Source organism: Cellulomonas massiliensis JC225, from assembly GCF_000312005.1.
Lineage (GTDB): Bacteria > Actinomycetota > Actinomycetes > Actinomycetales > Cellulomonadaceae > Cellulomonas > Cellulomonas massiliensis.
Genome location: NZ_HE978588.1, coordinates 1,879,989 through 1,899,913 on the forward strand (window position 1 = coordinate 1,879,989; position 19,925 = coordinate 1,899,913).

Here is a 19,925-nt window from a genome sequence, read left to right on the forward strand (position 1 = left end):
CACGGACCGGGCCCGCACGACGCCGTCGGGAAGCCCGGCCGGCAGGCCCGGCGGCGGTGCCGCCGGCCCGGCGGAGCGGTCGCGCGCCGCGACCGCCCGGGCCGACGGGTCGCGGTCGACCACGACCAGGTCGTCGAGCCGCGCCTCGGCCACGGCCGTCACGTCCGCTCCACGACGATCTCGGGAAGCACGGGGAGCACGGCCGTTCCGGCCACGGCGAGGCGCAGGCGCTCGAGGAAGAGCACGACCGTCGCCGCGACCGAGCGGTGCGTCACGTCGTTGAGCACGTCGTGCCGGCCCCCCTCGACGACCGAGACCTGCGTCGCGCCGAGGCGTCGGTAGGCCGCGACCGCGTCCTCGCTCGGGCTGATCGGGTCCGCCCCGCCGTGCAGGGCCAGCACCGGCACCGCGAGCGCGGGCCCGGCGACGTCGACGAGCACCGTGGGGAAGGCGTCGAACAGGCTGCTGCGGGTGGAGCGCAGCAGCACGGCCCGGTGGTTCGGGCAGGCCGAGCGCGCGTCGAGCTCGGCCTCGCGGTCCAGCGGGCGGCCCGCGGGACCGGTCGGCAGGCCGGCCAGCACGAGCGCGTCGAGACCCGCCGGCTCCTCGCGCGCGACGGCCACCGCCAGGCTCGCGCCGCTGTCGGAGCCGAGGAGCACGTGCGGGCCGGGCAGCTCGGCGTCGGCCAGCAGCGCGGTCACCTCCTCCAGCGGCGGGTCGTCGGTGCCGAGGGCGACGACGCGGTACGCGTCCGCGGCGAGCCGCCGCCCGAGCCGCTCGTACACCTCGGCGGTCTCGCCGCGCCCGACGAGCAGGACGACGGTCCCGCGCGGGCTGATCCCGGCCGGCTCGCGCCAGGTGACGGTGGTCGCGCTCGACGGCGTCGCGCCGGGGACGGTGGAGGTGAGGCTCATCGCAGGGCTCCGGTCGGCAGGAGGGCGAGCACCTCGTCGAGGTGTCGCGTGGCGGGAGGCTCGCCCGCGAGCGCGGACGCGCCGAGCACGCGCTGCAGCGCGGCGTTGACGGGGGTGGGGACGCCGTGGAGCCGCCCGGCGAGCACGACCTCCCCGGTGAGGAAGTCCACCTCGCTGCCGGACCCCCGCGCGAAGCTCTGCCACGTCGACTGCTGGCCCGGGCGCCACCCGCCGGCGGCGTCCACCGCGGCGAGCGCGGGGTCGAACGTGCGCTCGCGGTCCGGGTCGGCGAACGCGTGGCCCGCGGCGGTCAGCGCGGCACGTGCCTCCTCGACGACGGCCGCCCGCAGCCGGTCCAGGTCGTGCGGCTCGCCCGCCAGCAGCTCGGTGGCGTTCGTGACGTTGTGCAGGAGCTTCCACGCCTTCCAGCGCGCGATCTCCGGGACGTGCTGCGTCAGCCAGCCGCCCGCGCGCAGGTCGTCGGCGACCGCCGCGGCGACCTCGTCGGCCCGCGGCGCGAGGGCGGCCGAGGGAGCGGCGCCGAGGACGAGCTGCCCGACCGCCGGGTGGTTGGCGACGTGCACCTCGCCGGGGACGACGTGCCGCGCGGCGACGAGCGTCGTGCCGCCGACGACCACCTCGGCGTACCGCGCGGCGACCCGCTCGGCCTCGAGGCCGTTCTGCAGGGTCACGACCGGCACCCGCTCGGCCCCTGGCTGCCAGGCCCACCGCCGCAGCGTCGGCTCGACGTCCTGCGTCTTCGTGGCGAGCACGAGCACGTGGTCGGGGCCGAGCGGCACCTCGGCGACGTCCGGCACGACCGGCACGTCCAGCACCCGTCGGGAGCCGGGGCGCGTGTAGACCAGCCCGCGCTCGCGGGCGGCCGCGAGGACCGCGCCCCGCGCCACGAGGACGACGTCCGCGCCCGCGTCCTGCAGCGCGGCGGCGACCGCGACACCGACCCCGCCGGCCCCGACGACGACGTACCGCCGCGGCGAGCCGGCCATCAGGCGGCCCCGACGAGCAGCTCGGACTCCGCGAGCGCGGGGCGGACCTCGGGGAACCCGCGGTAGTCGCTGACCTCGGCCTCGATCCCGTAGACCGAGCCGATGAGGTCCGCGGAGTAGACCTCCTGCGGCGTGCCGTGGGCGACCACGCGGCCGTCGCGCAGCAGCGCGACCTTGTCGCAGAACCGCGCGGCCTGGTTGAGGTCGTGGATCGCGATGACGCCCGCCGCGCCGTGCTCGCGCGTCACGTCGCGGGCGAGCCGCAGCGTCTCGAGCTGGTAGCGCAGGTCGAGCGCGGAGGTCGGCTCGTCGAGCAGCAGCACCGTGGGGTCCTGCGCCAGCGCGCGGGCGATGAGCACGCGCTGCGCCTGCCCGCCCGAGAGCTCGCCGACGCTGCGGTCGGCGAGGGTCTCGAGGCCCAGCCGGCGCAGCGCGTCCTCGACGTGCTCCACGTCCACCGCCCGGGGGCGGATGCCCGTGTGCGGCGTGCGACCGAGCATCACCGCGTCGAAGACGGTGAGCGAGAACGGCGCGTCCGCCTGCTGCGGGACGTACGCGACGAGGCGCGCGAGCTCGCGGCGCGGGAGCGTCAGCAGGTCGGTGCCGTGCCAGCGCACGGTGCCGGCCCGCGGCCTGTTGATGCCCACGACCGTCTTGATGAGCGTGGACTTGCCGGATCCGTTCGGCCCGAGCAGGCCGAGCAGCTCGCCCGCGGGGGCGTGCAGCGTCGCGGCGTGCAGCACGGCGCGCGAGCCGTAGGAGACGTCGAGCCCGTCGATCGTGAGCGTCACAGGAAGGACCTCTTTCGTGCGAGGACGAGGTTGAGGAACAGGGGGGCGCCGACGAACGCGACGACGATCCCCACGGGCACCACGGCCGGGTAGAGGACGACCCGGCCGAGGGTGTCGGCGACGACCACGAGCAGGCCGCCCGAGACCGCCGAGAACGGCACGAGGAACCGGTGGTCGGCGCCGATGACGAGCCGCGCGATGTGCGGCCCGACGAGGCCCACGAACCCGATGACACCCGTGAACGACACGGTCACGGCGGTGAGCACGACGGAGACGGCGATGAGGCCGAACCGGGTGCGCGAGACGTGCACGCCGAGGGCGCGGGCGGCGTCGTCGCCCGCGAAGGCGATGGCGTTGAGCGTCCCCGAGCGCGAGACGAGCACCGGCAGCAGCGCCGCGACGAGGGCGGCGAGCACTGCGACCTGCGGCCAGGTCGCGCCGTTGACCGTGCCGAACGTCCAGCGGACGATCGCGGCGATCGCCTGCTCGTCCGCGACGTACTGCAGCGCGGCCGTCAGGGCGACGAACAGCTGCGTCAGCGCCATCCCGAGCAGGATGAGCGTCGTCGGCTCCATCTTCTTGAGCGTCGACAGCGCCAGGATGAGGCCCGCGCAGGCGAGCGACGTGACGAGCGCGCCGGCCACGACCCCCGGCGAGGCGGTGCCCGCCCCGCCGAGGAACAGGATCCCCAGCGCCGCGCCGAACGCCGCTGCGGGGGAGATGCCGAGCGTGAACGGGCTGACGAGCGGGTTGCGCAGCAGACCCTGCATGACCACGCCGGCGACCGACAGCGCCGCGCCGGCGACGACCGCGAGCAGCACGCGCGGCAGCCGCAGCTGCAGCACGATCGCCTGCGTGCGCTCGTCGTCGGGGGACGACGCCGAGCCCGTGAGCCAGTGGCCGATCGCGCCGACCACCTCCCGCAGCCCGACGCCCGCGCCGCCGACCGCCAGCGCGACGACCGACGAGACGACGAGCAGCAGGAACCCGCCGGCGACCAGCGCCACCCGCAGCCGCGTGCGCCGGGCGCGCTGCGCGCGGAAGGCCTCGTCGACCTCCCGGCGCAGCGCCTCGACGTCCGCGGGCGCGGCCGGGTCGGCCGTCCGGGTCACGACGCGCTCCCGACCTGGACGTACTGCTCCGACGGGACGAACGGCGCCCCCTGGAAGACCTCGACCCACTCGCGCAGGGCCTGGTCGGGGTCCAGGTCCTCGAACAGCTCGGGGTGCAGCCACTTGGCCACGAACAGGGCCCCGACCTGCTTCGCGGCCCCGTTGAGCGGGAACGCGTTGAGGACGATGACGTGGTCGTCCTTCACCGCGGCGAGGTTCGACCAGCCGGGCCGGGCGACGAGCTCGTCGTGCAGCTTCACCAGCGCGTCACGGCTCGGCGGGACGTACCCGAACGTCACGCCGTCGACGCCGATGCGGATGACGTACTCCGGGTCACGGGCGACGACCTCGGCGGGGTCGACGGGCGTCTGGTGGACGTTGCCCTGCGTGTGCTCGCCCTCGCCGAACACGATGTCGCCGAAGATGTTCTTCCCGCCGCCGGCGGTGATGATCCCGTCCCACCCCGAGCCGGGCACCGCGGTGGTGTCGGGCTCGGTGTTCTCGAAGTAGACGGTCTTCGGCTCCACGCCCTCGAGGCGCTCGGTGAGCAGGTCCGCGTACTTCTGGTACGTGTCCAGGATCTTGGTCGCCTGCGTCTCGGTGCCGAAGAGCCGGCCGAGGAGCGTGATGTTGGCGACGAACTTCTCCGGGTCCCACGCGGTCGCGACGATCACCTTGATGCCGAACGGCTCGAGCTTGGTCGCCGCCTCCTCGTACGCGCCGTTGCTGTTGAGCAGCAGCACGTCCGGGTCGAGCGCGACGATCGCGTCGTAGTTGAGCTGCTCCTGCGTCTCGCCCGTGAACGTGTCGGTCTGCACGCCGGGCCAGTAGCCGTCGTACTCCGGCGCGACCGTCGTGCGGTCCACGCCGACGAGGCGGTCGCCCGCGCCGACGGCCCGGACGAACTCCGCGGGGTACTGCTGGGCGGTCGCGACGCGCTGCACGGGGATCTCGACCTCGACCTGGCGGCCCACCTCGTCGGTGATGGTCGTGAGGGTCGGCTCCGAGGTGGCGCCGCCGGACCCGGTCGGGCCGGTCTCGGCTCCTGCCGGGGCGCACGCCGCGAGCACCGCGACGGTGACGGCGGCGAGGGCGGCGGCCAGGGGGGACCTGCGCATGGTGGTGTCCTTCGGGGTCATGACGCGCTCACGAGCGCGTCGGCGGGGGTGGGAACCTCGACGCCCGCGGCGGCGTGCCGCTCGGCGTCGTCGTCCACGTCCGGCAGGCCGAGGTGGCCGCGCAGCGTCGTGGACTCGTACTCGGTGCGGAACAGCCCGCGGTCCTGCAGCTCGGGGACGAGGGCGTCGACGAGCAGGTCGAAGCCCTCGGGCAGGTAGGAGGGCAGGAGGATGAAGCCGTCGGCGCCGCGCTCGACGAACCGCTCGGCGAGCTGGTCGGCGACCTGCTCGACCGAGCCGACGGGAACCCAGTGCCCGGAGGAGGCGACCTCGAGCTCCACGAGCTCGCGCACCGTCAGCCGCTCCACGACCGCCAGCTCGACGTAGACGCCGTAGCGGCTCTGGCGGCCCTGCACCGCCTCGACGGGCGGCAGCAGCTCGGGCGGGATGCGCTCGTCGAGCCCGATCGCGTCGAGGTCGAGACCGCCGAGCTGCTTCGACAGCCGCGCCCGCGCCCGGTCCAGGTCGACGTGCCCGACCAGCTCGCGGTAGGCGGCGCGCGCCTCCGCCTCCGTCGAGCCCAGGATCGGGCTCACGCCGGGCAGCACCCGCACGTGGTCCCGCGAGCGGCCGGCCGCGGCGACGCGGTCCTTGAGGTCGGCGTAGAACTCCTGCGACGAGCGCAGGGTCTGCTGCGCCGTGAAGACGAGCTCGGCGAACGGCGCCGCGAACGCCTTCCCGTGCTCCGACGAGCCGGCCTGCGCGAGCACCGGGCGGCCCTGCGGCGAGCGCGGCACGTTGAGCGGGCCCTCGACGGAGTAGAACTCGCCCCGGTGGGCGAGGGTGCGCAGCTCCTCGGGCCGGGCGTACCGGCCGGAGGCCCGGTCGGCGACGAGCGCGTCCGGCCCCCACGACGCCCACAGCCCCCGCGCGACGGCCACGTGCTCGGCGGCCCGGCGGTAGCGGTCCTCGTGCGAGGGGAGCGGCGCGTCGCCGTAGTTCCGCTCGCCCCAGGCCGACGTGACGACGTTCCAGCCGGCGCGGCCCTGCGAGAGGTGGTCGAGCGACGCGAGCTGCCGCGCGAGGTTGTACGGCTCGGTGAACGTCGTCGAGACGCTCGGGATGAGCCCGATCCGCTCGGTGACCGCGGCGACGGCGGACAGCAGCGTGACCGGCTCGAGGTGCCCCGCCGGGCTGTGCTCCGCGGCGCGCACGTCGAGGTTCAGCCCGTCGGCGATGAAGAGCGTGTCGATCCGGGCCGCCTCGGCGCGCTGCGCGAGCTCGGCGAACAGGCGCAGGCTCGTGACGTCCTCGACGCGGGAGCCCGGCCGGCGCCAGGCGCCCGCGTGGTTGCCGACGCCGCCGACGAGCAGGCCGAGGTGCAGCTGGTCCGTGCGCGACCCGATCGGCCGCTTCCAGGCGCTCACCGCGCACCGCCGAGGGCCGCGAGGGCGCGGGCCCGGTACGGCGCGAAGTGCTGCTCCGCGAGCTCGGGCGTGAGCGTCCAGCGCGCCGCCGTCTCGGGCGCGACCACGGTGCGCCCGGGCTCGTCGCGCAGGAGGAGGTTCGCGTGCGCGGCCCGCTCGGCGGCGATCAGGTAGAACGCCGCCTCGTCGACCGACCGGCCGAGGGTGATGAACCCGTGCGTCCGCTGGAGCAGCAGCTTCGCGTCCGCGCCGAGGGCGTCGGCCGGGGCGACGCCCGCCTCGCCGAACCGGGGGTGCAGCGCCTGCAGGCCCGTCACGAGCGCGGCGTCGGTCGTGACCGGCTCGAGCGGGCGGTCGAGGCTCGACCAGGCGAACCCGTGCGCGGTGTGCAGGTGGACGACCGCGGCGGCGTCGGGGCGCGCGCGGTGGATCGCCAGGTTCCCGGCGAAGCCGTTGACGCGGTGGCCGCGCGGGTTCTCGACGTCGTGGCCGTCGTCGTCGAGCCGCACGAGGTCGTCGGGCTCGACGAGCGCCAGCGGGACGCCGAACGGGTTGGCCCAGTACGTGCCGGCGTCGACGTCGCGCGCCGTGACGTGGCCGTTGAAGCCGAACTCGTGCTCGGCGAGCGCGCGGAGGGCGACGACGAGCGCGGTGCGCACCTCGTCACGGGTCGGGGCCGCGGGCGTCCAGGTGGACGTGGGCGCGGTGGGCAGGGTCGGCAGGGTCGTCATCGGAGAACTCCTCACGGGGGTGCGCGGGCAGGCGCGCAGGGGCGGGCGACGCGCAGGGGTGCGCGATCAGCAGGGAGGGCGCCGCGTGCGGCGGCGGGCGGCCCGGGGGTGGTCACCGGGCGCGGGCTCAACAGCCCAGACAGCAGGCCGCGCAGCCGCGGGAGGCAGCGGCGCAGGGCACGACGACGAGGCGCGGCGCGCCGGCGGTCGTCGTGGTGGTGGTCATGCTCTCGACCGTACGGACGGCGGACGCGGTGCGTCCAACAACGGTTCGTGATGCCGACCCATCAGGGCGTGCGCCGGCGGCGGGCGTGCGGGCGCGGCTCATCGGGCCAGCGCCCGTCGGCCGGCCGCGAGCAGCGCGGCGTCGTCCTGCGGCGGGTGCGGGCGGATGCACTGGACGTCGCGCCAGTGCCGCTCGAGGGGGTGGCCGCGCGTGAGCCCGGGGTTGCCGAGGGCGGCGACCGCGGCGTGGACGGCACCGATCGCGGCGCGCCCGACCAGCAGCTTGGCGACGCCGGCGCGGGCGACGGCCTCCTCGTCCCCGGCCTCGATCCGGGCGGCGAGGCCCAGCAGCAGCTCCTCCGCCTGGACGAGCTGCGCCTCGATCTCGCCGGCGACCGTCTGGATGCGCTCGGTCGTGGCGATCGGCCGCCCGAGGGCGGTCGGCACCCGCTCGTGCGCGAACCGCGTGAGGAAGGCCTGCGCTGCGCGAGCGACGCCGAGGTACAGCGCGGGCACGGCGAGATGCAGCGCACCGCCGGGGCCGGGGCGAGGGCCGGTGTTGTTCGGCACCGACCCGACCGGGACGCCGCGGAAGTGGTCCGCCGGCACCTCGACGCCGCGGTAGACCACGTCGTGCGTGCTGGAGGCGCGCAGCCCGAGGTGGTCCCACGTGCGGACCACCTCGACGCCGGGGTGGTCGCCGGGGACGACGACGTGCCCGATGGTCGGCTCCGGCTCGTCGCTGACGGCCCACACCAGGTGGACGTCGAGCCCCTCCGAGCCGGTCACGTACGCCTTCCGGCCGTCCAGCACCCACCCGGCGGCGGTCCGCCGCACGGTCGTGGCGGGCAGCCCGCCGCGGGCCGGCGCGCCGAGCTCCGGCTCGGCGCGCGCCGAGTTCAGCAGCACCGGCCGCTGCGCCGACCGCGCGAGCACCTCGGCGTACAGGCCCTCGGGCCACACCGGGTCCGCCGCCTGCGCGGCGTGCAGGAACACCGTCTGGGACGCGACGAGCGCGACCGACGGGTCGCCCTGCCCGAGGGCCTGGAACGCGCGCACCGCGTCCGTGCCGCTGAGCCCGGGGCCGCCGGACGCCGTGGACGTGAGCAGCCCGGCGGCGTGGACGGCGCGCAGCCCCTCCCAGGGGAAGGACGCGTCGCGGTCGTGCCGCTCGGCGTGCTGCCCGAGCGCGGCGGTGAGGCCCTCGAGCCGGGCGGGCGTGAGGTCGAGCGCCGGCGGCGCGGGCGCGAGCGCGGTCACGACGCGCGCTCCGCGCGCGGGGGGATCTCCGGCTGCGCGACGACCTCGCCGCGGCGGCCGGTCGCCTCGCGGTGCGCGAGCTCCTCGCGGACCAGGGGCAGCAGGTACCGCCCGTAGTCCACCGCGTCGTCGAAGTTGTCGTAGCCGCGGATCGAGATGAGCTCCGCGCCCAGGTCGACGTAGTCGAGGATTGCGGCGGCGACGGTCTCGGGCGTCCCGACGAGCGCGGTCGACGCGCCGCGCGCGTTCGTGGCGCTGGCGACGGGCGTCCACAGCGCGCGGTCGTGCAGGTCGCCGCGGGCCGCGATGTCGAGCAGCCGCTGGGAGCCCACGTTCTCCGGCCGGCCGGCGCCGAAACGCCACGACCGCGCGAACCGCTGGTCGGGGTCGCGCAGCGCCCCGAGGGTCCGCTCGGCCTTCTCCCACGCGAGCTCCTCGGTCGGCGCGATGATCGGCCGGAAGGTCACCCAGATGCGGGGCCGGTCGCTGCGGCCCGCGAGCCGCGCCTGCTCGTGCACCGCGTCGATCTGCTCGCGCGTGTCCGCCAGCGGCTCGCCCCACAGGCCGAAGATGTCCCCGAGCCGGCCGCCGAACCGGTAGGCGTCGGGCGAGGACCCGCCGACGGAGACCGGGATCGTGCCGTGCACCGGGCGGTACTCGGCCCGGAAGTCCTCGAACTGGTAGTACGTGCCGGCGTGGTCGAACGGCTCGTCGTGCTGCCACACCTTGCGCAGCACCTCGACGAACTCCTCGGAGCGGGCGTAGCGCTCGGCCTTGGGCAGCCGGTCGCCCTCGCGGGCCTGCTCGTGCTGGTCCCCGCCGGAGATGATGTGGACGGTCGCCCGCCCCCCGCTCAGCTGGTCGAGGGTCGCCAGGGCCTTGGCCGCGACGGTCGGGTACACGGTGTTGGGGCGCAGCGCGATGATCGGCCGGATCCGCTCGGTCGCCTGGCTGAGCGCGCCGGCGACGACGAACGGGTCGTACCCGCTGGAGCCGTAGGGCAGCAGCGTGTAGTCGAAGCCGTACTCGTCGAGCGTGCGCGCGTAGCGACGCAGGAAGACGGGGTCGATGGGTGCGCCGGGCTGCGGGTGCAGCTCGTTGGACGCGTTGACGAAGCTCGCGCTGATGAACTCGACGGGCATGGCGGGTCCTTGTCGGGGAGGAGGGTCAGGGGCGGGCGCCGGTCGCGACCGGCCGTCCGGGCAGGTTCGACCACTGCGACCAGGAGCCGGGGTAGAGCACGGGCTCGAGGCCGGCGACGGTGAGGGCGAGCGCCTCGTGCGCCGCCGTGACGCCGGAGCCGCAGTACACGCCGACCGGCTCGCCCGCCCGCGCGCCGAGCGACGCGAAGCGCCGGGCGAGCTGGTCGGTGGGCAGGAAGCGGCCGTCCGGGCCGAGGTTGTCGGTCGTGGGAGCGCTCACGGCCCCCGGCACGTGCCCGGCGCGGGGGTCGACCGGCTCGTGCTCGCCGCGGTAGCGCTCGGCCGCCCGCGCGTCGAGCAGCAGGCCGCGGGCGGCGAGCGCGGCGGCGTCGTCGGCGTCCAGGGTCGGCAGCCCGCCGCCGGCCAGGACGACGTCCCCCGCCGGCGGCCGCTCGCCGTCGCCGCCGGTGACCGGGTACCCCGCCGCCGTCCAGGCCGCCAGTCCACCGTCGAGCAGCCGCACGTCCTCGACGCCCGCCCACCGCAGCAGCCACCACGCGCGGGCGGCCGCGAGCCCGGGCCCCTCGTCGAGCACGACGACGGGCTGCCCGGCGCGCAGGCCCCACCCGCGGGCGGCGGCCTGGAGGTCCGCGACGTCCGGCAGCGGGTGGCGGCCCTCGGTCGCATCGCCGTGCCGGGCGAGCTCGCGCTCGAGGTCGACGAACACGGCGCCCGGCACGTGGGCCGCACGGAAGGCGGGCCGCCCGTCCGGGGCCGCCAGCGACCAGCGCACGTCGAGCACGCGGACGGCGGAGGGCGTCTCGTCGAGCTGCGCACGCAGCGTGGCGACGTCGACGAGGTGACGGGTCCGGGCGTCCTGCGGGGTGGTGACAGGCATGGGTGTCCCTCTCGGGGTGGCAGGAGGCGCGCCGTGGCACGGGGTGCCCGGGCGGCGGCCGGGGACCGGGGCAGCGCCCGGGGACGGGCGCGCGGGGAGGTCCGGCTCAGCGGTGACAGCGACAGCGGCGCGCGGCGTCGGGCGCGCTCGGCGGGGTCGTCGTCATGACGTCGACGCTAGGGGCGGTGCTCACGACGCGTCCAACAACGGTTCGTGATGGGCACCCATCGGCGCGGGCGCACCCAGGCGGTCGAAGAACTCCTCGAGCGCCCCCAGGGCGGCCGCCTCGACGTCGAGGTCGAGGCCCCGGCGGGTGGCGAGGTGCACGCCGATGACGCCCAGCGGCGGCAGGTCGGTGCGCTCCACGAGCCCGGCGGGCGGCGTGCCCCCGCTCGGCAGGACCGCGACGCCGAGCCCCGCGCGGGCGGCGGCGAGCACGCCCTCGAGGCTCGTCGACTCGGCGGTCACCTCGACGCGGCGCCCGGCGTCGGCGAGCTCGGCGAGGGCCCGCGCGCGCATGCCGCACGGCTCGGAGTAGGCGACGAGCGGGACGGCGGGCTCGAGGCCCGGCTCGTCGGGCGTGCGGGAGAACCAGCGCAGCGGCAGGCGGCCGACGAGCCGGCCCGGCGCGTCGCCGTCGATCCCCAGCACGATCGCGAGGTCGACCGTGCCCTTGGTGAGCTGCTCGACCATCTGGGTGGAGCGGTCGATGGAGAACCGCACCCCGCGGCCCGGGTACGCGCCGCGCAGCGTCGTGAGCACCTGCGGGAGCACCTGCTCGGCCGCCGTCTCGGTCGACCCGAGCACGAGCGCGCGCTGCGTGGACGCGGCGAGGCGGCCCAGGGCGTCGTCGTGCACCGCCAGGATGCGTCGCGCCTCGTCGAGCAGCTGCTCGCCGGCCGGCGTGAAGCGGGCCTGCCGGCCGTCGCGGACGAGGAGCGTGCGCCGCAGGCGGCGCTCGAGCAGCCGGACGTGCTGGCTCACGGCGGGCTGGCTCAGGTGCAGCGCCGCGGCCGCCCTGCCGACGCCGCCGCAGTCCGCGATGGCGACCAGGCTGCGCAGCTGCACGAGGTCCAAGGTGTCCGCCACGCGACGACTGTAGGCACCGCGCTCAAAATCTGACTAATCCAGTCTCATTTTGTGGACCGCCGCCGATGAGGTCTCGTCGACCGGCCGCGCGGGGGCCGCCGGACCTACGATGACGACGGACCGGCGCCGCCCCGGCGCGGTCCGTCCCGCGAGAGGGGCACCCGTGGCCGAGCCCGTCCTGACCGACGCGATGACCCAGCTGCACACGACGCTGGTCGAGGCGACCGACGTGGAGGCGGTGCTGCTCGCGGTGGCCCGCGCGACGACCGCCACGCTGCCGGCCTCGTGCGAGGCGAGCGTGACGCTGCGTCGCGGGGGGCAGCCGCGCACGGTCGCGGCCAGCGGCCCCCGGGCGCTGCGGTGCGACGAGGCGGAGTACGCGGCCGGCGACGGGCCCTGCCTGGACGCGGCGGACGACGGCGTGACGGTGCTCGTCGAGGACCTGTCGGCCGAGACGCGATGGCCGGCGTGGACGGCGGCCACCCGCCGGGAGGGGTTCGCGAGCGCGGCGGCCTTCCCGGTCGGGCTCGCGGGGGACGCGGACATGGCGCTGAACGTCTACTGCGACGAGCCGCTCGCCTGGGCGGAGCACGTCGTCGCGGAGGCGGAGCGGCACGCGCAGGAGCTGTCGCGGGTGCTGCGCTACTCGCTGCGCCTCGTGGACCTCGCCACGACGACCGCCGACCTGCGGGCCGCGCTGGAGTCCCGCGCCGTGATCGACCAGGCGATCGGCATCGTCATGGCCCAGAACCGGTGCTCCGCGCAGCAGGCGGCCGAGCTGCTGCGCCAGGCGTCGCAGCACCGCAACGTGCGGATGCGCGACCTCGCGGCGCAGCTGGTCCGTGAGGTGGGCGGCAGCGACGAGGCGGCGGCCTTCGTGCCGCGCACCGAGGTCAGCTGAGCGAGTCCTCGGCGCCCTGCAGCAGCGGGCCCAGGTCGCCGGCGAGGCCGGGGTGGCGCTCCCGCCGGCTCGCGACGTGCGCGACGACGCGGGACGCCAGCTCGCGGAGGCTGACGTTGGTGCGCATCGACGCCTCGCGCAGGACGGCGAACGCGGCGTCCGTCCCGACGCCGAAAGCGGCCGCGAGCACGCCCTTCGCCTGCTCGATCGTCGCGCGGGAGAGCGCCGCCGCGGCGATCTGCTCGGTGGCCACCCGGCTGCCCTCCGCCAGCACCAGCGGCGTGAGGTCGACGAGGTCCACCTCGGTCGCGCCGTCGGCGGCCCGGCGCAGGCCGAGCACGAACCGCGTCTCCCCGTCCCCGCGGCGCAGCCGCACGACGGCGGGCGCCCCCGCGGCTCCGGAGCCGTCCAGCACCGCGGACCATCGCGTCCGGTCGTCCGGGTGGACGTGGCTGAGCAGCAGCGGTGTGGTGGGCACGACCTCGCCGACGCCGAACCCGTGCAGCGCGAAGGCCTCCGGCGTCCAGGACCACGTCGACGCGTCGTCCACCAGGCGCATCGTCGCCACGGCGAGGGTCGGCGCAGGGGTCGGGTCGCTGGTCGTCGCGGACACGGTGCCTCCAGGGCGAGCGAGGGGGAGGGGCCGTGTCCTGACCCATCGCAGAACCTAGGCGACGCGCGCGGAGCGCGCAAAAGGGTGCCGCCGGGTCGGCCGACGGCGCCTGCCGCCGGGTCAGTCCCCGCTGCGGAAGCCGTTGACCTTGTGCGTCCCGTCGCACCACGGTCGCGTCGCGGAGCCGCCGCACCGGCACAGGGCCACCGTCCGGCGGCCCGGGTCGAGCGGCGTCCCGTCGGCGGCCCGCCAGTCCACGTCGCCGCGCACGAGCAGGGGGCCGTCGGGGCAGGCCGTGACGGTCACCGGGCGCGGGTGGCGCGGCAGCGGCGCGTCGTCCGCCGGCGCGGCGGCGCCGGGCACGTCGTCGGTCACGGACGCGATCCCGTCGCCGGCGCCCCGAGGCGTCCGGCCGGTCGTCGCCGTCACGGCAGCGGCTCCCGCAGCGACGACGTGCCCGCCTCCCAGCACGCCAGCACGTGCGCGCCCAGCAGGCCCTCCAGCAGGAGGCACGCACGCGCGCCGAGGAGCACGTCCTCGGCGAGCTCCGGCTCCTGCTCGACGAGCCCGCCGGCCAGGTCGCGCGCCGCGATCTGCTCGTGGACCGCGTCCGCCTCCACGTGCTCGTCGAAGTACCAGGTCGTCGCCTCGTCGTGCCCCAGCCGGCGCAGGCCGTTGCCGTAGAGGCGGTTCGGCACCGACGAGGTCGCCTCGAACGCCGCGAGGTGCCCGACGAGGGCGCCGCGCAGCCGGCGGTTGAGGCCGAGCATGGACATGAGGTTCGGGTGCGCGAGCGTGAGGGCGGGCACCTGGTCGACGTACCGGCCGTACGTGGCGTCCAGCCCGACGCCCGTCATCGCGCGCGCGAACAGCTCGGCGTGCACGCGCCCGGGGTCGCCGCCGCCGTACTCGTCCGCCTGGATCTCCACGAGCGCCGCCTTGGCCGCGCCGCCGATCCGGGGGATGCCCCAGGTGTGCGGGTCGGCCTCCTTGAGCTGGTACACCGAGCGGTGCACGAGCAGCTCGCGCACGTGCCGTTCCTGCGCGTGCCGGGCGACCCACCGCGAGACGCTCGGGCCGTCGTCCTCCGCGGCCGTGCGCAGGAGCAGCGCGCCGATCGCGGCACGCGAGCGGTCCTCCACCGGCGGCACCGTGACGCGGGCGCGCAGCTCCGCCTCGACGAGCCGCTCCAGCGCCGTGCGCAGCGCCACCAGGTCCGGGTCCCACTCCCACGCGTCGTCCACGCCCTCGAGACCCCGGTAGTGCAGCTCGTACAGGCACGTGAGCGTCACCTGCACGTCGTCGTGCTCGAACCACGAGCCGTCGGCGGCTGCGACGACCTCGTCGAGCGCGGCGCGCAGCGGCTCGGGGCCCGCGCCGTCGAGGAGCAGGCCGAGCAGCGCGCGGCTCAGCGGCCCCCGCGCCGCGGGCACGGGCATGCGGGAGCCGCCGCGGGGTCGTGCCGGGGCGGCCCCGCCGGCGCTCGCGGTCGGCGTGCTGGTCGTGGTCATGCGGGTGCTCCTGCCCGGGGCGGCGCCGGGCGCGTCCCCGGGTCGGCGCCGCTTGCTGGACGCGGGGCCATCGTGTCCCCGCCGTGGGGCGCCCGCCACCGGAGACGGGCGCCCGCGCGGTCACTGCTGGGGCGCGGTCGCGGACGTGCCGTGCTGCGTGAGCTCGGCCAGGAACTGGTGGCAGCGCTGGGCCCGCTCGGAGTCCTGCTGCATCACCTGCTCGAAGAACGCGGCGATCTCGTCCTTGCCGGCGTTGCGGGCGTCGCGCACGTACTGCCCGTAGTCGTGACCCGCCTTGAGCGAGTGGTACTGCACGGAGATGAGGTCGAAGGTGACGTCGTCGAACCCGGTCTCGCCTGTGGCCATCGTCGGCTCCCTGCGTCGTCGTGCACCGCGGCCGAGCCCCGGTGCGGGACCCGGCCGACTGCTCGACCGTCCCTCCCAACGTACGAGGCCGCGCGCGCCCCGCAACCTCAGGCGCGGGCGGCCCGCACCCGCACGCGCTGGTGGTCCAGCGCGCCCGGCAGCGGGTCGTGCGCGAGGCCCGGGTGGCTCACGGGCTGCCAGCGCGCGTCGCGCACGAGGCGGGAGAGCAGGGTGGCCACGGTGTGCAGGACGACGTCCCGCCCGGGGCACGACACCGGGCCGGTGGAGAACGGCACGGTGAGCAGCCCGTCCGGCTCGGTGCCCGGGTGGAAGCCGGACGCCGCGGGCGAGCGGGGGTCGCGGTGCAGGAAGGCGCTGACCAGCGCCACCGTGGCCCCGGCGCCGACCTCCTGCCCGCCCCAGCGGGTCACGGCGGTGCTCTCGCGCAGGATCACGAGCGTCGTCGGCCAGACGCGCACCGTCTCCAGGACCGTGGCGCGCGCGAGCGGCAGCTCGCGCAGGCCGGTGCCGGCGGCCTCCGCGCGCAGGCGCTCCTGCAGCTCGGGCCGCGCGGCGACGACGGCGAGCGCGCGCCACAGCGTGATGCGGGCGGCGTCGAACGCGAAGAGCCAGTGCGGCACCTGTCCCGTGACGAGGGCGTCGTCCGCGCCCTCGAGGCCGCGCCCGTAGCCGGCGAGGCTGCCCCGGGGCGCGCGCGCGACGTGGGCCGCGAGCCGGTGGGCGAACCGGACGCGCCGCCGGCGGTCGACGGGGGCGAGGAACGACCAGTTGGCCCGGGCGCGCAGCCGCTGCAGGTCGTGCGTCAGCGCGACGTCGTCGCGCGCGCCGGGGCCGAGCACGAGCGTCCGGACGGTCGCCCACAGCAGCTCGTCGACCTCCGCGAAGCCCACGGCGCCGGCGAGCCCGAGCCGCGCGATCGCGCCCGCGTCGTCGTCGAGCGCGGCGTCGAGGTCGTCCGCGACCCCGTGCACCGGACGCCCGAGGTCGAGCGCCGCCTCGTTCCACGCCCGCAGCGGGGGCCGGGCGCGCGTCGGGGCGACGAGGACCGCCCGCGGCTCCAGCTGGCGCAGCGCCGCGCGCTTCTCCCGCGAGGCCGCGGCGAACGGCTCGGGGGACCGGTCGAGCACCGCGCGCGCGTCGTGCGGGTCCAGCGGCAGGAGCAGCTCGTGGCCGCCCACCCGCAGCAGCAGCGGGCGGTACCCCCACCGCTGCCCGAGCTCGTGCAGGAGCGCGATCGCCCGCTCGTCGGTGCCGCGCCGCTCCGAGAGGGCGACCACGGTGGACCGGCGCAGGATCGGGCCCTGGGCGACCAGCGGTGCGAGGACGGTGCCGAGCACGCGCGCGCCGTCGCGGGGCCCGAGGCGCACGGGCGCGCGAGGGCCGACGGCCGTCCCGGGCGCCGCCGCGGTGGCGCTCACCCCTTCGACCCCGTCGTCGCGATGCCCTGCACGAAGTGCCGCTGGCCGACGAAGAACAGGATGATCATCGGCAGCGTCGTGATGACGCTGGCCGTGACGATGATCTCCCAGTGCCACTCGCCCCCGAACCCGTACTGGTCGAGCAGGGCCTTGAGGCCGCGCGGCACCGTGAACGTCGCGGTGTCCTGCAGGTAGATGAGGGGCCGCATGAGGTCCGTCCACGCCGCCTGCACCTCGAACAGGAGCGTCAGCACCAGCGCGGGACGGCACAGGGGCACGGCGATGCGCCAGAACACGGCCCAGCTCCCGGCGCCGTCGAGACGCGCGGCCTCGAACGTCTCGCGCGGCAGCCCGAGGAAGAACTGGCGCAGCAGGAAGACGTAGAACGCGCTGGCGAACAGGTTCTGGCCCCAGAGCGGGACGAGCGTGCCGACGAGCCCGGTCTGCTTCCAGATGAGGTACGTGGGCACCATGGTCACGGCGCCCGGCAGCATCATCGTGGCCAGGACGAGCGCGAACAGCGGGCCCCGCAGGCGGAACCGGAAGTACGCGAAGCCCCACGCCACCATCGCCGAGGAGACCGTCACGGTCGTCGCCGCCAGGACGGTCACGACGACCGTGTTCGCGATCCAGGCGGCCATCGGGGCGGCCTGCCAGACCTCGAGGTAGTTCTGGAACGTGAACGTCCTCGGCCACAGCCGGTTGTCGAACACCTCCCCGCGGGGCTTGAACGACGCGGACAGCAGCCACAGGAACGGGTAGACGAACGCGACGGTCGCGACGACCAGGCCGGCGAGCGCGAGCACGCGCCCCACGCGCGGCCGGCGACGACGGGGCGGCCGCGCCGGCTCGGCGGCGGCCGCCGCGGTCGCGAGCGCGGGGGCCGTGGCGGCGGTCATCGTGAGCCCCCCTCGTAGTAGACGAACCGCCGGCTGCCGAGCACCTGGAGCCCGGTGATCGCCATGATGACGACGAACAGCAGCCAGGCGAGCGCCGAGGCGTAGCCCATGTGCAGGAACTCGAACGCCTGCTGGAACAGGTAGATGACGTAGAACAGCGCGGCGTCGTTCGAGTACGTGGTGTTCCCCGCGCCGAAGTACGCCGTGTAGGCCTCCGTGAACATCTGCAGGGCGCCGATCGTGTTCACCACGACGACGAAGAACAGCGGCCCCGAGATCATCGGCAGCGTCACGGCGCGGGTGCGTCGCCAGAACCCGGCGCCGTCGACGAGCGCGGCGTCGTACAGGTCCTTCGGGACCCCGCGCAGCGCGGCGAACAGGATGATGACCGTCGACCCCACGGTCCACAGCCCCATGAGGACGATGCCGGGCTTGACCCACGCGGGGTCGGTCGTCCACGCCGGGCCGTCGATCCCGAACCAGCCGAGCACGGTGTTGACCGCGCCCCGCTGCCCGTTGAACAGCAGGAGCAGCAGCACGCCGACCGCGACCGGCGGCGTCATCTTGGGCAGGAAGAACGCCGTCCGGAAGAAGCCGGCGGAGCGCACCGCCCGCTCCAGCAGGAGGGCGAGCCCCAGCGCCAGGAGCACGTGCGCCGGGACCGCCATCGCGGTGTAGACGAGGGTGTTGCGCATCGCGAGCGCGACCTTCGGGTCGGCGAACAGCTCGCGGTAGTTGTCGAGCCCGACGAAGTGCGGGTCGTTGATGACGTCGTAGTCCGTGAGCGAGAGGTACGCGCTGTAGATCATCGGCCACGCGGTGAAGACGAGGAACCCGACGATCCACGGGCTGATGAACCACCACGCCGCGCGCGACTCGCGCCGCTCGAGCGACCGGCGGCGCGGGCGGGCCGGCGCCCCGAGGGACGCCGGCGCGCCGACGGCGGTGGTCACGAGCTCGCCGGAGCGGTCCGCCCGTCCCAGACCGCCCACGCCTTGTCGAGCGCCGCCTGCGCGACCTGCTGCGCCTGCGCCAGCGCCGCCTCCGGCTCCGCCTGGCCGTTGAGGACCCGGTTCACCGCGTCCTGCCACGCCGCCTTGAACTCGCTGTCCGCGGGGTTGGCCGGCAGGGAGAACGTGTGCTCGTTCGCGTCGTACATCGCCTCCACGCCCGAGGCCCACGGCTCCTGCGTCACGTCGACGAGCTGCGAGCGGATCTGCTCGTCCGCCTTCTCGTTCGCCGTGAGCACGCCGGTGAACGCCAGGCCGTCCTTGGCCCGGGCGTCGGCGCGCGCCTGCGCGGCGGCGAGCCAGCTGTCCGCCGAGACCATCGAGGCGGCGAAGCGGCACGCGGCCTGCGGGTTCTTGCTTCCGGCGGGGATCGCCCACGCCGACCCGGTCGCGTACGCGAGGGTCTCGCCCTGCGGCGTGCGGAAGGTGTCGAACGCCATCGGCGCCTTCGGCGTCACCTCGCCGAGCACGTTGAGGTACCACTGCTCCATCGGCATCGCGCCGAGCGCGTCGGTCGCGAACTGGTTGCCCTCGCCGAAGAAGTCGGCGGCGTCCCGCGTCGCCTTGACCGCCGAGAAGCCGCCCTGCGCGTCGTAGACGCCGACGGCGAACGTGAGCGCCTCGACGACGGCGGGGTCGTCGATCTGGGCCGTGCGGCCGTCCTCGGAGAGCAGGTCCGCGCCGTTGGCCTTGGCCCACAGCGGCAGGAACTCGGGGAGCTTGGAGTCGTAGCCGATGACCTCGACCTTCTTCCCGTCGCGCTTGCTCAGCGCCTTCGTCGCCGCGGTCACGCGCGCCCAGTCGGACCCGTTGACGTCGTCGATCGACAGGCCCGCGCCCTGCAGCAGGTCCGCGTTCGCCATCGTCAGCTGCACGCTGTTGAACTCCGGCACGCCGTACAGCGAGCCGCCGAACGTCACCTGGGCCACCGCGGCGTCGCGCAGCGCGTCCTCGTCGATCTTCTCGGCCGTGTAGCACTCGTCGAGCGGGATCACGGCGCCGCGGGAGGCGAACGTGCCGATCTGGTCGCGGTTCGCGTAGACGAGGTCGGGCGGGTCGCCCGCGGCGACGGCGGAGAGGAACGCCTGGATGTCGAGGTCGCCCTCGACGAGCTGCACGTCGACGCCGGGCAGCGCCTTCTTCGCGCGGTCGAGCCGCGTCGTGGCGATCTCGTCGCCGGCACCGAACCCCATGACCTGGAGGCGGCCGGACACGGTCGCCTCCGGGTCGAAGGCGGGCGCCGAGCCCTCCTGCGACCCCGTCCCCTGGGCGCAGCCCGCAGCCAGCAGGCACACCGCACCCGTCGCCGCCCATCGCAGCGCGCGCATCTCGACCTCCGAGTCCCGCCCGCCGGGAGGCGGACGTCGGCGCACCGCGCTGCTGCAGCACTGGCGTCAGCATGAACCGCTTCTCCGGCTCCCGCGACACGAACCGCTCCTCCCGGGCCGGGCGCTCCGGTCGCGGCGCTAGCG

20 protein-coding genes are annotated in these 19,925 nt (G+C 76.0%); 1 reads left to right on the plus strand and 19 read right to left on the minus strand.

The window, feature by feature from the left end; translation table 11 throughout:
* Positions 1-158: 158 nt before the first annotated feature.
* The 11 genes from HGCM_RS17675 to HGCM_RS09010 all read right to left on the minus strand — a co-directional run bounded on the left by HGCM_RS17675 (position 159) and on the right by HGCM_RS09010 (position 11,714).
* Positions 159-914: an alpha/beta hydrolase gene (locus HGCM_RS17675; protein WP_019136508.1), complete on the minus strand. Its 756-nt coding sequence runs from the start codon at positions 912-914 to the stop codon at positions 159-161.
* The gene (locus HGCM_RS08965; protein WP_019136509.1) at positions 911-1,921 is read right to left on the minus strand and encodes a ketopantoate reductase family protein; all 1,011 of its coding nucleotides are present in this window, start codon (positions 1,919-1,921) and stop codon (positions 911-913) included. Before HGCM_RS08965 ends, HGCM_RS17675 begins: the two co-directional genes overlap by 4 nt.
* Complete coding sequence (locus HGCM_RS08970; RefSeq protein ID WP_019136510.1) at positions 1,921-2,712, minus strand: ABC transporter ATP-binding protein; 792 nt, start codon at positions 2,710-2,712, stop codon at positions 1,921-1,923. Before HGCM_RS08970 ends, HGCM_RS08965 begins: the two co-directional genes overlap by 1 nt.
* Positions 2,709-3,824: a FecCD family ABC transporter permease gene (locus tag HGCM_RS08975; protein WP_019136511.1), complete on the minus strand. Its 1,116-nt coding sequence runs from the start codon at positions 3,822-3,824 to the stop codon at positions 2,709-2,711. Before HGCM_RS08975 ends, HGCM_RS08970 begins: the two co-directional genes overlap by 4 nt.
* The gene (locus HGCM_RS08980; protein WP_026075360.1) at positions 3,821-4,942 is read right to left on the minus strand and encodes an ABC transporter substrate-binding protein; all 1,122 of its coding nucleotides are present in this window, start codon (positions 4,940-4,942) and stop codon (positions 3,821-3,823) included. The genes HGCM_RS08975 and HGCM_RS08980 overlap by 4 nt, the downstream gene beginning before the upstream one ends.
* A 17-nt stretch (positions 4,943-4,959) precedes the next feature.
* Entirely contained in the window at positions 4,960-6,369 is a 1,410-nt protein-coding gene (locus HGCM_RS08985; protein ID WP_019136513.1) for an LLM class flavin-dependent oxidoreductase, read from the minus strand.
* The gene (locus HGCM_RS17680) at positions 6,366-7,100 is read right to left on the minus strand and encodes a class II aldolase/adducin family protein (RefSeq protein ID WP_019136514.1); all 735 of its coding nucleotides are present in this window, start codon (positions 7,098-7,100) and stop codon (positions 6,366-6,368) included. The genes HGCM_RS08985 and HGCM_RS17680 overlap by 4 nt, the downstream gene beginning before the upstream one ends.
* 324 nt (positions 7,101-7,424) lie before the next feature.
* Positions 7,425-8,585 (minus strand): acyl-CoA dehydrogenase family protein, encoded by a 1,161-nt coding sequence (locus tag HGCM_RS08995; RefSeq protein ID WP_019136515.1) that lies wholly within the window; start codon positions 8,583-8,585, stop codon positions 7,425-7,427.
* Positions 8,582-9,727 (minus strand): LLM class flavin-dependent oxidoreductase, encoded by a 1,146-nt coding sequence (locus HGCM_RS09000; protein ID WP_019136516.1) that lies wholly within the window; start codon positions 9,725-9,727, stop codon positions 8,582-8,584. Before HGCM_RS09000 ends, HGCM_RS08995 begins: the two co-directional genes overlap by 4 nt.
* Before the next feature lie 25 nt (positions 9,728-9,752).
* A complete protein-coding gene (locus HGCM_RS09005) occupies positions 9,753-10,625 on the minus strand; it encodes a sulfurtransferase (RefSeq protein WP_019136517.1) in 873 nt (290 codons plus the stop codon).
* A gap of 189 nt (positions 10,626-10,814) precedes the next feature.
* On the minus strand, positions 10,815-11,714 hold the full coding sequence (locus HGCM_RS09010) for a LysR family transcriptional regulator (RefSeq protein ID WP_019136518.1): 900 nt from the start codon (positions 11,712-11,714) through the stop codon (positions 10,815-10,817).
* A gap of 163 nt (positions 11,715-11,877) precedes the next feature.
* Here HGCM_RS09010 and HGCM_RS17685 point away from each other — a divergent pair, with 163 nt between their 5' ends.
* Positions 11,878-12,615 carry a GAF and ANTAR domain-containing protein gene (locus HGCM_RS17685; protein WP_019136519.1) on the plus strand — a complete coding sequence of 246 codons (738 nt, stop codon included), beginning with the start codon at positions 11,878-11,880 and terminating at the stop codon, positions 12,613-12,615.
* Here HGCM_RS17685 and HGCM_RS17690 read toward each other — a convergent pair.
* From HGCM_RS17690 to HGCM_RS20195, 8 genes are all read right to left on the minus strand, one after another.
* Complete coding sequence (locus HGCM_RS17690) at positions 12,608-13,228, minus strand: PAS and ANTAR domain-containing protein (RefSeq protein WP_019136520.1); 621 nt, start codon at positions 13,226-13,228, stop codon at positions 12,608-12,610. The genes HGCM_RS17685 and HGCM_RS17690 overlap by 8 nt on opposite strands.
* A 120-nt stretch (positions 13,229-13,348) precedes the next feature.
* Positions 13,349-13,603, minus strand: a complete 255-nt coding sequence (locus tag HGCM_RS20535; RefSeq protein ID WP_306426427.1) for a CDGSH iron-sulfur domain-containing protein — start codon at positions 13,601-13,603, stop codon at positions 13,349-13,351.
* A gap of 50 nt (positions 13,604-13,653) precedes the next feature.
* Entirely contained in the window at positions 13,654-14,739 is a 1,086-nt protein-coding gene (locus HGCM_RS09030; RefSeq protein ID WP_019136522.1) for an iron-containing redox enzyme family protein, read from the minus strand.
* Between the two features lie 120 nt (positions 14,740-14,859).
* The gene (locus HGCM_RS09035) at positions 14,860-15,105 is read right to left on the minus strand and encodes a hypothetical protein (RefSeq protein ID WP_019136523.1); all 246 of its coding nucleotides are present in this window, start codon (positions 15,103-15,105) and stop codon (positions 14,860-14,862) included.
* Between the two features lie 107 nt (positions 15,106-15,212).
* The gene (locus HGCM_RS09040; RefSeq protein WP_019136524.1) at positions 15,213-16,544 is read right to left on the minus strand and encodes a cytochrome P450; all 1,332 of its coding nucleotides are present in this window, start codon (positions 16,542-16,544) and stop codon (positions 15,213-15,215) included.
* Positions 16,541-17,443: a carbohydrate ABC transporter permease gene (locus HGCM_RS09045; protein ID WP_019136525.1), complete on the minus strand. Its 903-nt coding sequence runs from the start codon at positions 17,441-17,443 to the stop codon at positions 16,541-16,543. Before HGCM_RS09045 ends, HGCM_RS09040 begins: the two co-directional genes overlap by 4 nt.
* On the minus strand, positions 17,440-18,396 hold the full coding sequence (locus HGCM_RS20190; protein WP_040399670.1) for a carbohydrate ABC transporter permease: 957 nt from the start codon (positions 18,394-18,396) through the stop codon (positions 17,440-17,442). Before HGCM_RS20190 ends, HGCM_RS09045 begins: the two co-directional genes overlap by 4 nt.
* A complete protein-coding gene (locus tag HGCM_RS20195) occupies positions 18,393-19,781 on the minus strand; it encodes an ABC transporter substrate-binding protein (RefSeq protein ID WP_019136527.1) in 1,389 nt (462 codons plus the stop codon). The genes HGCM_RS20190 and HGCM_RS20195 overlap by 4 nt, the downstream gene beginning before the upstream one ends.
* Positions 19,782-19,925: the final 144 nt, after the last annotated feature.